Raw genomic sequence first — 13,882 nt, forward strand, 5'->3', positions numbered from 1 at the left:
TTTCGAGCGATTTTTCTGCCTTGTCTCAACCTTCTGAGAACCTTGTCGGCCTAAAACCGCCCGCATGAAGAATATCACAAGTTTTCCACGCCCCGTTTCCGTTGCCTCAACTGATGTTGTTGCTTTGACCTGTCAGCATCAATTGCACTTTGATCCGTCGCCGATTTCGCGCCTCTATGCTGAAAGAGAACCTTACGAAGCAGAAGAGATTATTTGCCGTATGCTTGAGGATATCGCTATGCGGCTTGATATGCTGCAACGGGGTCTGGCAGAGAACGAATTCGATAAGATGCACAGACCGGCGCAACGGGTCGGTATTGTGGCAGATCAGATTGGACTTACCGAAGTTTCGATCGCTGCCGGGCATGTCGGCACATGTTTGCGCCAAAACGATGGTGTCGGGATCGAGGCGACCGTCGCGCGGTTGGAGCGTGGTTTTGATATCGCGGTGTCTGAGGTTTGGAACTTCCGCGATCCCTAAACGATGTGCGCCGGCTCTTGCAGCTGGTGGGCAGCCGGTTAGGCTGTGACGTAGTCGAATTTTAAAGGATACGTCATGCCGCTTGCCTTCGCCGAACCATCAGACGATGCGATACCTGTTCATGTGATCGCGGCCAACGACATTGATGCGGCATTGCATGACCTGACCGCACAGGCGCAGGTTTGGACAAAGGCTCAGGGTTTTACAGCCGCACTTGGTCAGTTTGTGGTGGTGCCAGACGAAAACGGCACCATTGATCGGGTTCTGGTTGGCTATGGGACCGCGCAAAAGCGCAAACGCGGCCGGTTTCACATCGGTGCGGTTGCTAGCAAGCTGCCCGAAGGGACGTATGAAATTGTCAGCGGCCTGACGGATGACGCCCTTGAAGAAGCATCGCTTGCCTGGCTTTTGGCGGGCTATAGCTATGATCGCTATAAGAAGCCGTCCAAGCCAAAGGCGGGTTTGGTTGCATCTGAACAGATTGATGCAGGTCGGATTGCAACGATCGCCAATGGGGAAGCCCTCACACGCGAATTGATTAATACGCCAGCCTCGGACATGGGACCGGACGAGTTGGAGGAAGCAACGCGTACGCTTGCAGCAGGCCACGACGCGCAAGTCAACGTCGTGACAGGCGATGACCTGGTCACCAGTAATTTTCCGATGATCCACACGGTTGGCCGTGCGTCCCCGCGTGCGCCCCGATTGATTGATATGCGCTGGGGCAGTGCCGGGCCGCAGCTTACGCTGGTTGGGAAAGGTGTGTGTTTTGACACCGGTGGTTTGAATATCAAACCCGGCGGTTCAATGGGCCTGATGAAAAAGGATATGGGCGGAGCGGCAACTGTGCTGGGTCTTGCACATATGATTATGGCGCTTGAGCTGCCCTTGCGGCTGCGCGTGCTGATCCCGGCGGTCGAGAATTCCATAGATGGCAATGCGTTCCGGCCACAGGATATCCTGACATCGCGCAAAGGTCTGACGGTCGAAATCAACAATACCGATGCAGAAGGGCGGTTGGTCTTGGCAGATGCGCTGACGCTGTCAGATGAGGATGAACCCGATCTTGTCATCTCAATGGCGACGTTGACGGGTGCCGCGCGTGTGGCGGTAGGACCGGACCTTGCCCCTTTCTACGCCGACAATGACGATTATGCCGCAGCGATTGCTAATGCCGGTGCCAAGGTGGCTGATCCGGTTTGGCGTATGCCGTTTCACGAACCATATGAAGCCATGATTGAGCCGGGGATTGCGGACCTCGACAATGCACCCAAAGGGGTTTTGCGGGATCAATTACCGCTGCGTTGTTCTTGCGGCGTTTTGTGGAAAGCCCATACATGCATTTCGACATTTACGGCTGGCAACCCACCGCGGCCCCTGCACGCCCGAAGGGCGGTGTGGGCATGGGCGCGCGGGCTGTCCTAGAAGCGCTTCCCGAGATGTTGAACCTGTGATGGATCGGCGGCTGACACCCGCCAACGGGCGCGTTGCTGCGATGCATTTGGCCGGTCAAGTCGACGCCGCGCGATATCTGGACGGCTGGTCTGCCACAGTCTTGGACAGTGTCGTTGATTTGCGCCAAAGCCCTGACGGTCCGCGTGACCGGCAGTTGCTGATGGGTGCGATCGTGACTATTTTTGAAGAGCACGAAGGCTGGGCGTTTGTTCAGGCCAGTGACGGCTATGTGGGATATGTTCTGGCGTCAGCTATCGGTGAAGTCACGACGCCAACCCATTTTGTGGCGACGATGGCGACACATGCCTACATGGCGGACAATTTCAAATCGGCTGAGCGTGCTGCTTTGCCGTTTGGCGCGCGTGTCACCGTGCTGGATGAGCGCCATAAGTTCTTTGAAACCAACGTAGGCTATATTCCCAAAAAACATCTGCGCGGTCTGGATCGGCCCTTTACTGACCCTGCGACAGTGGCTCAACTACATTTTGGTGTTCCATATCTGTGGGGCGGAAATTCAACGCGCGGGATTGACTGTTCTGGCCTGATTGCCGCGGGCCTGTCCGCCTGCGGTATTGCGTGTCCGGCGGATAGTGACATGCAGCGCGATGGTCTGGGGCAATCTTTTGAGGGGGCCCATCAGCGTGGCGACCTGATATTTTGGAAGGGGCATGTGGGGATGATGGTTGATCCGGATACGCTGCTACACGCGAATGCGCATCACATGGCAACGGTCTATGAACCCGTTGAAGCGGCTATCATAAGGATCGCGGCGCAGGGGGATGGCCCCGTATTGGACCGCAAACGTCTTTAGTCGACCGCGCGGATCAGCTTGCGCTCAAGCACCCGCAGCACCTGACGCAGATCATTGCCGCGTTTCAGGATTTGTCCGTCCATCCCGATCACCGCATACTGCCCTTGCTTCATGCGCAGCTTGGGGCGTTTTTCGATCCTGTACATCGGGTTCTCGGCCGTGCGGCGAAAAACCGAGAATACAGCAACATCGCGGAGATGCGACATGCCGTAGTCGCGCCACTCTCCGGCGGCGACCATGCGGCCATAAAGACCAAGAATCACATTCAACTCTGTACGGTGAAAGGCGATCTGTTCGGGGGCGCGAAATGGCGTAGGGGGCTGAATGGTCATACGACAGAGTTGCGTCAAACCCCAACAAAATCAAGGGTTCTTCTACACCTGCCTTTGTTCTGCCTTAAAATAAACACGGCATGGTCGCAGCCGTTGCCAACTGGGAACACAACTGATTGTCAATCTCAGGTCATAGCGAAATGCTACCCCGATGTCGCGGTCAATAGCCCCCACCCAGTTCGTGACATCGGGGAACTTCGTTTTCCCTTATATTTTCATTAACCGCACGGCGTTCATCTTCCGTGTGACTTAAGTGCAGCGGCTGCGCTGACGTGACAATCGTTTCCGATGAGATCACAAATCTTGCGGTGTTATGTGCGGCGTCTTCAGCCGGCGTGGTCTTGATCGCAGCCTAGCCGCAATTGACAGTCTGAATCGTTTCATCAGCCCCAATCATAAAGTTGATCCGTGTGGGTCTGAAATCCTGCGTGACGGCATCGCCGGGCCGGATGACGCGAACCATACCAAGTCGGAGTGTCTTTTCCAGTGCGGTTGCATCCTGCCCGATCAGTGGGGCGAACTTTGCTGCACCACAGGTGTCTTCCAGTTGTGGCGGCACAGGTGGTGCGGATGGTGGCGTCGCTGTGCAGCCCGCCAACGCGAGGAGTGCGAGAATACGTTTCATATTCTCAGTGTTCCGGTCTTTGGCCGCGGATGCAAGTCGGTGCTTGAATTTTTGCGGCGGTTGTTTGATCGTTGCCGCGAAGAATAGGGGAGATTTCTACAGATGCGGACACGTGCGGCAGTAGCGCTGGAAGCGGGCAAACCGCTTGAGGTGATGGAAGTGAACCTGGAAGGCCCCAAGGCGGGGGAGGTTTTGGTCGAGATCAAAGCGACCGGGATTTGTCATACGGATGAGTTCACCCTGTCGGGTGCCGATCCCGAAGGCATGTTTCCGGCCATCCTTGGTCATGAGGGTGCCGGTGTGGTTGTTGAGGTCGGTGAAGGTGTCACGAGCCTGAAACCGGGCGATCATGTCATCCCGCTTTATACGCCCGAGTGTCGTGAGTGTGACTACTGCCTGAACCCCAAGACGAACCTTTGTCAAAAGATCCGGTCAACCCAAGGGGCCGGTGTGATGCCCGATGGCACATCGCGTTTTTCGATGCTCGATGGGACGCCGATTTTGCACTACATGGGCTGTTCGACCTTTGCCAATCATACGGTGCTGCCCGAAATCGCGCTCGCGAAGGTCCGCGAAGACGCGCCCTTTGACAAGATTTGCTACATCGGCTGCGGTGTTACGACAGGTATTGGGGCGGTCATCAACACCGCCAAGGTCGAGATCGGTTCGACCGCCATCGTTTTTGGCCTCGGCGGGATTGGTTTGAATGTCATCCAGGGCCTGCGGATGGCCGGCGCTGATCAGATCGTTGGTGTGGACCTGAACCCCGGCAAGGTTGAGATGGCGACAAAATTCGGCATGACCGATTTTGTGAACCCCAAGGATGTTGAGGGCGATATGGTCGCCCATCTGGTTGAACTAACGGGTGGGGGTGCCGATTATACTTTTGATGCAACCGGCAATGTGGGCGTGATGCGCACGGCCTTGGAAGCAGCCCACAAGGGGTGGGGCGAGAGTATCATCATCGGTGTGGCCCCCGCCGGTGCCGAGATTTCGACGCGACCCTTCCAACTGGTCACCGGCCGCAGTTGGCGCGGGACGGCCTTTGGCGGGGCCTCTGGCCGGACTGATGTGCCGAAAATCGTGGACTGGTACATGCAAGGCAAGATCGAGATTGATCCGATGATCACCCATAAACTGAGCCTGGATGACATCAACAAAGGCTTTGATCTGATGCATGAGGGTAAATCCATTCGGGCGGTTGTTGAGTTTTGAAGACGGTCCACTTGGACGCATTGGCCCGGTCACTGACCGGGCCTTTTGCGTTTTGTGGGATTGAGCGACTTTGCGTATCTATGACATGATACAACGGGCTCTTTCAATCCACGCACGGGGGCTACGTCATGTTGCGCTGAGGCAAACGTCAACCATTTCTAACCGCAACCGGACATTTAGCGCGGTGTGAGGCAAGGTCTGCTGTGCGGGACTAAGTTGACTTTCGTTTTAGTCGTGTCAGATACCACATAGAACAACCGCCCGGCCGCGTCCGGGCATCGCCCGACCTCCCCCGGAGGGCGATTTTGCAGCGTTTCAACATACTTGAAGGTCGAGGTCATTGAAATGCGTTGCCAAGCCGTGATGTTGGTGCCCTCCAGGTCGGGCGATACCCGAACGGGGCCTGCGTTACACTTTGGGCTCTTTGAAGAGGTTCGCCGCTCTCTGCACGAACGGCAGCTATGCTACGTCCTCAGACCGTTGACACAGTATCGCAGGTCACACCCCATACCTTGCCATGAACATTTCGACAGCGCCATCGACCACACGCATTTTCTCCGCGCGCGTGAATTCGTCGGTCATGTTAAAAACCATGCGCGGGAAGAGATCTGCTTTGCAAAGTTCGTGGAATTGTTCGGCGGCGAGTTCATAGTCAAGGATCTCAAGCTCACCGCGATCCACCGCTTTGTGAAAGAATTCCACAAGACGCTTGCGGATCAACAGTGGCCCGCTTTCATAAAACTCTCGGCCAAGCTCTGGGAAACGGTCGCTTTCGCCGACACAGATGCGAAAAATGCGTTTGCCGAATTCCGACGTAATGAAGTCGACCATTTCCATCGCAATATCGCACAGAACCCGCTGGACGGGAGCGTCCATATTGATCGTCTCGATCGCATGATCGGCCTGACGGGCGCATTCGGTCTTGGCGACCTGCATGAACAAAAACCGCTTGTCTGGGAAGTAGCTGTAGAGCGTCGCCTTCGAGACGCCCGCCGCCTTGGCGATGTCATCGACGGACGCGCCTTCAAACCCATCGGACAAGAATACGTGTCGGGCGCCTTCCAGCACCTGATCAAATTTCCGTCCTTTTTTGGGTTCTATTGTGCCGTCGGGCATATATTGGCGCTCCTTGCAGGCCCCTATCATAAACTGATCAGTTCACTTGCGGCAAGGACATAGCTGCGATGGGACCCGGCGGGGATGAGGGGCCCCATCGCAGAGTTGGCGCTACTTGGTGGTGACGGTGCAAGTATCGCCAGACAGCTTTGTCAGGTCAGAGCAACCCTGGCTGACATCTGGGACAGTCTGAGTTGGGTAGGTGAGTGTTGGGAAGTCGACCTGTAGCGACAAGGCTGAAGCGGGTGCAGCAACTGCGACAAACGCGGCTGCGGAGAGTGCAAAAAAGATACGTGACATGTGTATGCTTCCTTCATCAGAATTTCTATCGTGACCCTTAACTAAACTGTTCAGTTCAGATTTCAAGAAAAAAATGAACTGACCGGTTCACTTTTTTGACTTGAGGTTTTCAGTGCCTATCCTAACTTAGAACTATTCTAATATGGGGGATACACATGCTGGGTGGATTTGGTTATCGCCGCCGGTTTCAAGAGCTTTCAGAGCAAGAAGTTCTTGCACTCGCGATTTCATCCGAAGAAGACGACGCGCGGATCTATCGCGGTTATGCTGAACATCTGCGTGCTGATTACCCGGCATCAGCCGCGATCTTTGATGGGATGGCAGAAGAAGAAGATGGCCACCGTCGGCGTCTGATTGATCTGCACCGGACGCGCTTTGGCGAGGTTATTCCGTTGATCCGCCGAGAGCATGTATCCGGCTTTTATGCACGTCGGCCCGTCTGGCTGATCGAGAACCTTGGCCTTGAACGGATCCGCGATGAAGCCGCGCAGATGGAACGGGACGCTGAGCGCTTTTATCTGGCGGCGGCTGCGGCCACCACCGACGCTGCCACGCGAAAGCTTTTGGGTGATCTTGCCGCGGCAGAGGCAGGTCATACCGATACGGCCCAAACGCTGACCAAACAGCACCTTGATGGCGAGACCAAAACAGAAGAGGAAACCGCCGCCCACCGTCAGTTTGTGCTGACATGGGTGCAGCCGGGGCTGGCGGGCTTGATGGATGGTTCAGTTTCGACACTTGCGCCAATTTTTGCGGTCGCTTTTGCAACTCAGGATACTTGGACGACGTTCCTTGTTGGCTTGGCGGCGTCCGTTGGTGCCGGCATTTCGATGGGTTTTACCGAGGCGGCATCGGATGATGGGCAAATCTCGGGGCGCGGTTCTCCGTACAAGCGTGGCGTTGCTGCGGGCGTGATGACAACGATTGGCGGGCTCGGGCATGCGTTGCCCTACCTGATCCCCGACTTCTGGACCGCCACGATTATTGCGCTGATTGTCGTCTTTGTCGAACTCTGGGCGATTGCTTGGATCCAAAACCGCTACATGCAGACACCGTGGGTGAAGGCTGTGTTTCAGGTTGTTCTCGGCGGCGCGCTCGTGTTTGCGGCAGGTGCCTTGATTGGGTCAGGTTAGACGTCGCGCACCATTGTCGTCGACGCACTGAAGCCAAAGATATGCTTGAGCATGCCGATCTTGACTGTCTTCATCTCGGTAAACCCAACGTGGCGATAGAGTGCTTTTGCACGCGGATTGGTGTCGACCACATCCAGTCGCACTTGCGTGTAACCGCGCCGCTTTGCTTCGTCCGCGACCGCGTCCAGCAATGCCGTTCCCACCCCCAGACCACGTGCTTCGGGTGCAACAAAAAGGCCGTCCATCAAAAAGCGTTCGTTTTCAGTATCGCGTTCCAGTGTGGCCAGCAGCACCGCCCTGATGGATGCGCTGACCCAGCCATAGGCCCTGCGCAGGTCCCGGAAATCACCGCCGACCAACGCGCCATTGGCGGTTTTGAAGCCCGCAATTCCTAACAGTCGTCCATCTTCGCCATGCGCGCAAATACCGTGGTCCGGGCGCAGCACTGACCGCACAAAAGTCAGCGCCTGATATTTAGGGCCCATCACAAACCCCAGCTTCTCTCCAAAAGCATCCCAATAAAGCGCTGCCGCTTCGTCTCTGTCTTTCTGTGGAATGCCGACGGTAATCTTCATTAGTCAAAGCTGCTAAACGGAATATAGGCGACCAGGTCGCCGGGGGTCACCTTTTGCGCTGGATCGCCAAGTTCTACAAGACCCGTTGCCCAACTCAGCCCTGAAACACGGCCAGACCCTTCGGACGCAAAGATCACAACCTGCCCGTCCTCAACGCGTGCGCGCAGGTATTCGCGGCGTCCCTCTTTTTGGATTTGCTGAAGGCAGCTGGCAGCATGTAGCGGAGCGGTGTTTGCCATGCGCCGCCTGCCATGACAGCCAAAGAAGGTGACGCGAAAATCAAAGCGCAGACCATTGCAGCAACGGGGTTGCCCGGCAAGCCAAAGACGGGAGTGTCCTGCCACAACCCCAACGCCAGCGGTCGTCCCGGTTTCATCGCGATCCGCCACAGCGCGAATGATCCGGCCCCCTTTAGCAAGGCAGACATATGGTCTTCGTCGCCTGCTGATGCCCCGCCAGACGACAACACCGCGTCGCAGCGCGCAGATGCGTCATCAAGGATCGCCTGAAGTGCGGCGCGGTCATCTGGTGCGCACCCCAGATCAACCACGTCATATCCCCATTTTTCAACCAGCGCGCTGAGCATGGGGCGGTTGGCGTCAAAAATCTGACCGGTGGCGGCCGCCGTTCCCGGTTCGGCCAGTTCATCACCCGTGGACAGGATCCCAACGCGAAGCTTTTTGTGCACATGGACAGCGCCGACACCGGCAGCCGCCAACATCCCAAGATCGGCAGGCGCGATCTTGCGCCCGGCCGTCAGGATTGTCTGTCCCGCGGTCATATCTTCGCCAGCGTTTCGCGCATTTGCGCCGCGTTTGAGCGGGCCATGAAAGCTGACGTGTGTTTCATTGGTGCTGACATCTTCTTGCAGAACAACGGTATCAACGCCTAGCGGTAGGTTTGCGCCGGTCAGAATGCGGATTGCTTGACCAGCGGCGACAGTTCCCGCAAACGGCGCACCGGCGGCTGATCTGCCTTTGACAAGTTGCAGGCGCATGACACCCGCTGGTGCCGGTCCCGCAAATCCATACCCATCAACAGCAGCGTTCGGAGCGGGAGGATGGGCGCGGGCGGCCAACACGTCTTGGGCAAGATAGCGGCCTATGGCATCTTTGAGGGCAACATCCTCACGCGTCGTCACACAGGTCAGTTTCTCGCGCAAATGTTGTTGGGCCTCTGCAACAGGCGTCCAATGAGCCCCTTGCGGCATTGCAAAACAATCGTTTCGCAGCGGCGGCGGCGCAAGGTGACGCAGCGCAGCCTCCGCGAGCATTTCTTCATGTCCAAGACCAAGGATCCAGCCCTCATTTGTTGGCGGGACGTCTAAAAAGCGCCCGAGGTCGTCAGGCGGCAGGGCAGACAGTGTCTGGGCCAGCAGCATGACCTGATGCGCGTCTTTGATTTGTCCGATTGGCATTGTGGCTTTGACGGCCTTTGCAATCAGTGACGGCCAGATTTCCACAATGGCAATCAGGGGGGTGAGAGGTTCAAACGGCCAAACCGCAAGATCTGTTTTGAACGCGCTGCGCAGGCGCGAAAGCATCGGCAAACCCATGATCACTTGGCTGCCGACGGCACCAGCACCAGAAAGTTGCCAGACCGGAAAAGCGCCTTTGGCTTGGGTTTCGGCTTTGCGCCTTTCCGCAAGACCATGCTCTGTTGTGCGCGCCAGACCCTTGCGTGGCAGTCCCGCGATGTCGCGTTTAAGCCCGTTTCCCCAAAACGGGCCGATGCCGGCAAACAGCTCATTGATTTGCCCGGCAAGATCAAAGCGATTGTTCGTACCTGTGGCGTCTTCGACGTGTTTTTCGAACCAGCTCCAGATGGCAAAAGGATCCTCTGATCCGGTTAAAACGGTGCCAAACCCTGCGGGGTACCCGAAAGCAAAGTCGAAACCCGCCAGAACCCGGCGCCCTGCGGCGCGCTCTGTCTGTAGAAACTCTGTGATCCAGCTTTCTGCTCGCTGGCGGTTGCGATGATAGATCGGTGCCTCGGCGGTGCCGTTGCGGGCCACACAGACCCAAATCGCGTCTTTCTTGGGTGTTTTGCCCCGGTCATTTCCGCCGGACCAATCCACCATCAGGACTGTGTCGAACTTCACAACCCGACCTCGGACAGTATGAAGTCGGCGATTGCTGTCGTGTCATTCAGATCAAAAACCGGTTGCGCGATGTTCAATGCGTGGTCGCTTGCAACGGCACGCACGTTCTGATCTTCGCGGGCAATCAGCGGATGTCCGGTTTCTTTGCGATGTGCTTCTATTTTGGGGTGGGTGTCGCGCTTATAGCCTTCGACCAAGATCAGATCGACGGGGTCCAATTGGCGCAAAAGTTCCGCAAGTGTTGCTTCGTCCTGCTCGCGCAGTTCTGTCATAAGCGCCCAACGGGCCCGGGATGACAACAGGACCTGATGCGCGCCTGCGTGCCTGTGGCGATAGCTGTCTTTGCCGGGGTGGTCGATGTCAAAGCTATGGTGCGCGTGTTTGAGGGTCGAGACGGTAAATCCGCGTCCGGTAATTTCGGTCACCAACCGTTCCATCAGGCCCGTCTTGCCCGCATTTTTATATCCGACAATCCCGTAAATCCTCATATCATCGCGTTCGCCTGTGTCAGATCTTCGGGTGTGTTGACGTTAAAGAACGCCTGCGCGTCCGGGAAGTCCGCGAAAGCGGTGCCATGACGATCTGTCCAGAGGACAACCTTGCGCAAGCCATCTTCAACCGCGGTCCGCAGGTCGTCGCGCAATGCAGTCGGCCAAAGTCCAAACGTGGGTTGTCGTCCGTCAGGTGTGCGCGCCAATGCAATCTGTGTGTTTGCGTTTTCGGCCGCCTGCAACAGATGCGGGACCAGATCACAGGGTAAAAACGGCGTGTCGGCGGCCGCAGTGACGATATGTGATGCGCCCTTTTGATGTGCCCAGTCCAGTCCGGCCAGAACGCCGGAAAGCGGGCCTGCAAAACCGTCAATGCTATCTGCGATCACCGGCAAATTCAGATCTACAAAGCGGGATGGATCCCCGTTGGCGTTCAGGGCGAGGGTGTCCACCTGCGGTTCCAACCGGTCGATGACATGCGACAGGATTGTGCCATTGCCCAGCGGCAATCGTCCTTTGTCGCCGCCGCCCATACGGGTGGCTTGCCCGCCTGCCAGAATGACGCCAAGCGGTTGTTTCATGGCGACACCTGTCGTTGTGCGCGGCGACGGTTGGGCCAAGATGAGGTTGCGGGCAGGATCATTGGCTTGCCTTGCGCCCGGACTTTCGCGGCTCTTCCGCGATAGCCGCCGGATCAGCGTCGCGGATCAGCCGCTCCTCGCCCGCAAGACACACAAAACGTTGCCCTTTCATGCGTCCGATCAGGGTGAGCCCCACTTGGTTTGCGATCTCGACACCCCAGGCGGTGAACCCCGAACGTGAGGCAAGAACAGGTATGCCCATCATCGCGGTTTTGATCACCATTTCGGATGTCAAGCGTCCGGTGGTGTAGAGTGTTTTGTCTGCTGCCGTGACACCCTCAGACAGCATCCAACCGGCGATTTTGTCGACAGCATTGTGCCGGCCCACGTCTTCCATATAGACCAGAGGCCGGTCACCTTGGCACAGTACTGTGCCGTGGATTGCACCCGCTTCCAGATAGAGCGAGGGGGTACGGTTGATTGCGGCGGCAAGCGCGTAAAGGTCTGAGGTGCGCACTTGTGTTGCAGGGAGGGTGATGTCCTCCAACCCCTCCATCATGTCACCAAAGACCGTGCCAACAGCGCAGCCGCTGGTACGTGTCTTCTTCTTGAGCTTATCTTCATAGGTCGTTTGGGCGGCGGTGCGCACAACCACGGTATCGAGTTCTTCGTCATAGTCGACGCCCTTGATCACGTCGGTATCATGCAGCATCCCTTGGTTACGCAGAAAACCAAGTGCGAGGTATTTGGGATAATCCCCGATCGTCATCGCAGTGACGATTTCCTGCGCGTTCAGGAAGATTGTCAGCGGACGCTCTTCGACAACATTGAGATCCACCGGAGCACCGTTTTGGTCGGTGCCCCGAACGGCGCGCGTCAGGCGCGGGGCGCCCGGATCAGGGGCGATCAGATAGCGTGAGGTATCGTCGATCCGCGCCAATTGTCATTTCCTATTCGTATGCGTTAAGCCTGTCACAACGCAGCTAGGCTAGGGCAAAGCTATGACGACTTCTACCGCGAAAGCGTCCGCAAAAACACCACCGGCGTCGGCCTATTGGGCTGGCGTTCGGGATGGTGCACCGTTCATTTTGATGGCCGCGCCTTTCGCGACGCTTTTTGGTGTGATCGCCACCGATGCGGGGCTGACCTTGGCGCAGGCGATGGGTTTTACGGTGCTGGTGATCGCCGGTGCCGCACAGTTTACGGCGATCCAGTTGATGGTCGAGAATGCCAGCATTGCTTTCGTGCTGTTGGCTGCCTTGGCGGTGAATTTGCGGATGGCAATGTATTCAGCGTCGTTGGTGCCCTATCTGGGTGCCGCCCCTTTGTGGAAGCGGGCGTTCATCGGGTATCTGAATTTTGACCAAACCTACATCACGTCGATCGCACGCTATGAAGCACGCCCTGAGATGACCGTGGCCGAGCGCGTTGCATATTTTTTCGGTGTGGCGACACCGATCACACCTTTGTGGTTTGGGATGACCTTGGTTGGCATCTTGGCGGGACAGGCTATTCCAGAAGCATGGGCGCTTGACTTCATTATGCCCATCATGTTCCTCGCGATGGTAGCGCCGATGCTGAAATCCCTCGCCCATGTTGCGGCGGCGGCAATGTCGGTGGCGGTCGCTTTGGCTTTGGTCAATTTGCCGGCAGGCACAGGCCTGCTGATCGCTGCTGGCGCTGCGATGTTGACGGGCGCCTTGGTGGAAATCTGGATGGAAACACGTGCGCGATGACTTATTCTGACGCAGAAATCTGGGCCATCATCGTCATCATGGGCATTGGTACTTTTCTGATCCGGTTTTCATTTCTGGGCCTGATCGGGGACCGCCCCATGCCCGCATTTGTCCTGCGATTGCTGCGCTATACGCCCGTTGCCGTGTTGCCCGGCATGGTGGCCCCTTTGGTTTTGTGGCCGGGCGCCACAGACGGACAATTTGATCCGGTGCGGATGTTGGCGGCCTTCATGACCGTCTTGGTGGGGGTCTGGACACGCAATGTGTTGTGGGCAATTGCCGCTGGTGCTGTGACGCTGTATAGCGCGATGTGGATCACGGCTCTCCTCTGAGGATTGCGCTGATTTCCGCGAGAGCGAGCGTTTTATCGTCATCATCGTCTTCGCGATATTCCAGCGTTGTCACGCCCGGCAGCTTTGCAAAGTCTTCAGCAATGCGTCCCGGTCCCCAGGTTTGGCGGATGACATCGAAACCAGGCAATTGGCGCAGTATGCGCGAGGTGACGCGCGCGCAGTTTGCCATTGGTACCGGGCCGGACACCATTGCCAGATTGAGGGCTTGTTCAGCAACTTCGGGTGAGACGTCGACCGTCTGTCCAATGACGTAGTATGTCTCGCGGGCATGGAAGCTGACGTAGAATTTTTCTAGCCGGGGCGTCACGCCAAAAAGGACGTCATTGCGCTCTGGCATGACGTCTTGTTCGAAGGTTCCCGCAGGATCAAAAAGCACGCGCTGACTGGCATTGATCAAAAGTGCGGAATGTGCGCCGTTACCGGACCCCACATTCTTCATCGTGTACAATGTTAGGTAGTTGCGTCCGGGCTCGCGATGAATAGCGCGCGCAACAACGTCTTCTGGCGCCCAGACCTGTTCTGCCGTGCAAGCAGACAGGGCCAAGGGCAGGCCCATGAGAAAACCACGCCGGTCCAT

Annotated in this window: 15 protein-coding genes and 2 pseudogenes; 7 read left to right on the top strand and 10 right to left on the bottom strand. The window is 57.0% G+C overall.

Annotation, left to right across the window (positions count from 1 at the left end; genetic code table 11):
• The first annotated feature begins 64 nt into the window (after positions 1 to 64).
• The 3 genes and pseudogenes from ACZ1G5_RS11345 (at position 65) to ACZ1G5_RS11355 (ending at position 2,747) form a co-directional block, all read left to right on the top strand.
• Positions 65 to 481 carry a hypothetical protein gene (locus ACZ1G5_RS11345; RefSeq protein ID WP_472732937.1) on the top strand — a complete coding sequence of 139 codons (417 nt, stop codon included), beginning with the start codon at positions 65 to 67 and terminating at the stop codon, positions 479 to 481.
• Positions 482 to 556: 75 nt separating this feature from the next.
• Positions 557 to 1,935: pseudogene (locus ACZ1G5_RS11350) on the top strand (leucyl aminopeptidase family protein).
• Positions 1,932 to 2,747 carry a C40 family peptidase gene (locus tag ACZ1G5_RS11355; RefSeq protein WP_472732938.1) on the top strand — a complete coding sequence of 272 codons (816 nt, stop codon included), beginning with the start codon at positions 1,932 to 1,934 and terminating at the stop codon, positions 2,745 to 2,747. The pseudogene ACZ1G5_RS11350 and the gene ACZ1G5_RS11355 overlap by 4 nt, the downstream one beginning before the upstream one ends.
• Here ACZ1G5_RS11355 and ACZ1G5_RS11360 read toward each other — a convergent pair.
• Together ACZ1G5_RS11360 and ACZ1G5_RS11365 are read right to left on the bottom strand one after the other, a co-directional pair.
• Entirely contained in the window at positions 2,744 to 3,079 is a 336-nt protein-coding gene (locus tag ACZ1G5_RS11360) for a DUF2794 domain-containing protein (protein ID WP_472732939.1), read from the bottom strand. The genes ACZ1G5_RS11355 and ACZ1G5_RS11360 overlap by 4 nt on opposite strands.
• A gap of 352 nt (positions 3,080 to 3,431) precedes the next feature.
• Positions 3,432 to 3,704: an I78 family peptidase inhibitor gene (locus ACZ1G5_RS11365; protein ID WP_472732940.1), complete on the bottom strand. Its 273-nt coding sequence runs from the start codon at positions 3,702 to 3,704 to the stop codon at positions 3,432 to 3,434.
• Positions 3,705 to 3,806: 102 nt separating this feature from the next.
• Between ACZ1G5_RS11365 and ACZ1G5_RS11370 the strand changes: the two genes are divergently transcribed.
• Entirely contained in the window at positions 3,807 to 4,919 is a 1,113-nt protein-coding gene (locus tag ACZ1G5_RS11370) for an S-(hydroxymethyl)glutathione dehydrogenase/class III alcohol dehydrogenase (RefSeq protein WP_472732941.1), read from the top strand.
• Between the two features lie 498 nt (positions 4,920 to 5,417).
• On the opposite strand, the gene ACZ1G5_RS11375 is transcribed toward ACZ1G5_RS11370, so the two are convergent.
• Together ACZ1G5_RS11375 and ACZ1G5_RS11380 are read right to left on the bottom strand one after the other, a co-directional pair.
• On the bottom strand, positions 5,418 to 6,035 hold the full coding sequence (locus ACZ1G5_RS11375; RefSeq protein WP_472732942.1) for a TetR/AcrR family transcriptional regulator: 618 nt from the start codon (positions 6,033 to 6,035) through the stop codon (positions 5,418 to 5,420).
• 111 nt (positions 6,036 to 6,146) lie between these two features.
• Positions 6,147 to 6,335, bottom strand: a complete 189-nt coding sequence (locus ACZ1G5_RS11380) for a hypothetical protein (protein WP_472732943.1) — start codon at positions 6,333 to 6,335, stop codon at positions 6,147 to 6,149.
• Positions 6,336 to 6,490: 155 nt separating this feature from the next.
• Here ACZ1G5_RS11380 and mbfA point away from each other — a divergent pair, with 155 nt between their 5' ends.
• Entirely contained in the window at positions 6,491 to 7,468 is a 978-nt protein-coding gene (gene mbfA / locus ACZ1G5_RS11385) for an iron exporter MbfA (RefSeq protein WP_472732944.1), read from the top strand.
• Here mbfA and ACZ1G5_RS11390 read toward each other — a convergent pair.
• The 5 genes and pseudogenes from ACZ1G5_RS11390 to ACZ1G5_RS11410 form a co-directional block, all read right to left on the bottom strand.
• The gene (locus ACZ1G5_RS11390; RefSeq protein ID WP_472732945.1) at positions 7,465 to 8,043 is read right to left on the bottom strand and encodes a GNAT family N-acetyltransferase; all 579 of its coding nucleotides are present in this window, start codon (positions 8,041 to 8,043) and stop codon (positions 7,465 to 7,467) included. The genes mbfA and ACZ1G5_RS11390 overlap by 4 nt on opposite strands.
• Positions 8,043 to 10,123 (bottom strand): annotated as a pseudogene (locus ACZ1G5_RS11395) (molybdenum cofactor synthesis domain-containing protein). Before ACZ1G5_RS11395 ends, ACZ1G5_RS11390 begins: the two are co-directional and overlap by 1 nt.
• A gap of 17 nt (positions 10,124 to 10,140) precedes the next feature.
• Positions 10,141 to 10,632: a molybdopterin-guanine dinucleotide biosynthesis protein B gene (mobB, locus tag ACZ1G5_RS11400; RefSeq protein WP_472732946.1), complete on the bottom strand. Its 492-nt coding sequence runs from the start codon at positions 10,630 to 10,632 to the stop codon at positions 10,141 to 10,143.
• Positions 10,629 to 11,216, bottom strand: coding sequence for a molybdenum cofactor guanylyltransferase MobA (mobA, locus tag ACZ1G5_RS11405; RefSeq protein WP_472732947.1), 588 nt, complete (start codon positions 11,214 to 11,216; stop codon positions 10,629 to 10,631). Before mobA ends, mobB begins: the two co-directional genes overlap by 4 nt.
• Before the next feature lie 58 nt (positions 11,217 to 11,274).
• Complete coding sequence (locus tag ACZ1G5_RS11410; protein WP_472732948.1) at positions 11,275 to 12,156, bottom strand: formate dehydrogenase accessory sulfurtransferase FdhD; 882 nt, start codon at positions 12,154 to 12,156, stop codon at positions 11,275 to 11,277.
• Between the two features lie 61 nt (positions 12,157 to 12,217).
• On the opposite strand from ACZ1G5_RS11410, the gene ACZ1G5_RS11415 reads away from it, so the two are divergent.
• Positions 12,218 to 12,952 (top strand): AzlC family ABC transporter permease, encoded by a 735-nt coding sequence (locus tag ACZ1G5_RS11415; protein ID WP_472732949.1) that lies wholly within the window; start codon positions 12,218 to 12,220, stop codon positions 12,950 to 12,952.
• Positions 12,949 to 13,284 carry an AzlD domain-containing protein gene (locus ACZ1G5_RS11420; protein WP_472732950.1) on the top strand — a complete coding sequence of 112 codons (336 nt, stop codon included), beginning with the start codon at positions 12,949 to 12,951 and terminating at the stop codon, positions 13,282 to 13,284. The genes ACZ1G5_RS11415 and ACZ1G5_RS11420 overlap by 4 nt, the downstream gene beginning before the upstream one ends.
• Here ACZ1G5_RS11420 and ACZ1G5_RS11425 read toward each other — a convergent pair.
• Positions 13,268 to 13,882 carry a hypothetical protein gene (locus tag ACZ1G5_RS11425; RefSeq protein ID WP_472732951.1) on the bottom strand — a complete coding sequence of 205 codons (615 nt, stop codon included), beginning with the start codon at positions 13,880 to 13,882 and terminating at the stop codon, positions 13,268 to 13,270. The two genes, ACZ1G5_RS11420 and ACZ1G5_RS11425, sit on opposite strands and share 17 nt — an antisense overlap.

It is taken from the genome of Yoonia sp. JB2-21 (genome assembly GCF_055693545.1).

Excerpts from the sequence above, each read along its gene's own strand:
- ACZ1G5_RS11345 (WP_472732937.1), top strand. The coding sequence starts at position 65 with ATGAAGAATATCACAAGTTTTCCACGCCCCGTTTCCGTTGCCTCAACT.
- ACZ1G5_RS11360 (WP_472732939.1), bottom strand. The coding sequence starts at position 3,079 with ATGACCATTCAGCCCCCTACGCCATTTCGCGCCCCCGAACAGATCGCC.
- ACZ1G5_RS11365 (WP_472732940.1), bottom strand. The coding sequence starts at position 3,704 with ATGAAACGTATTCTCGCACTCCTCGCGTTGGCGGGCTGCACAGCGACG.
- ACZ1G5_RS11370 (WP_472732941.1), top strand. The coding sequence starts at position 3,807 with ATGCGGACACGTGCGGCAGTAGCGCTGGAAGCGGGCAAACCGCTTGAG.
- ACZ1G5_RS11375 (WP_472732942.1), bottom strand. The coding sequence starts at position 6,035 with ATGCCCGACGGCACAATAGAACCCAAAAAAGGACGGAAATTTGATCAG.
- ACZ1G5_RS11380 (WP_472732943.1), bottom strand. The coding sequence starts at position 6,335 with ATGTCACGTATCTTTTTTGCACTCTCCGCAGCCGCGTTTGTCGCAGTT.
- mbfA (WP_472732944.1), top strand. The coding sequence starts at position 6,491 with ATGCTGGGTGGATTTGGTTATCGCCGCCGGTTTCAAGAGCTTTCAGAG.
- ACZ1G5_RS11390 (WP_472732945.1), bottom strand. The coding sequence starts at position 8,043 with ATGAAGATTACCGTCGGCATTCCACAGAAAGACAGAGACGAAGCGGCA.
- mobB (WP_472732946.1), bottom strand. The coding sequence starts at position 10,632 with ATGAGGATTTACGGGATTGTCGGATATAAAAATGCGGGCAAGACGGGC.
- mobA (WP_472732947.1), bottom strand. The coding sequence starts at position 11,216 with ATGAAACAACCGCTTGGCGTCATTCTGGCAGGCGGGCAAGCCACCCGT.
- ACZ1G5_RS11415 (WP_472732949.1), top strand. The coding sequence starts at position 12,218 with ATGACGACTTCTACCGCGAAAGCGTCCGCAAAAACACCACCGGCGTCG.
- ACZ1G5_RS11420 (WP_472732950.1), top strand. The coding sequence starts at position 12,949 with ATGACTTATTCTGACGCAGAAATCTGGGCCATCATCGTCATCATGGGC.
- ACZ1G5_RS11425 (WP_472732951.1), bottom strand. The coding sequence starts at position 13,882 with ATGGACCGGCGTGGTTTTCTCATGGGCCTGCCCTTGGCCCTGTCTGCT.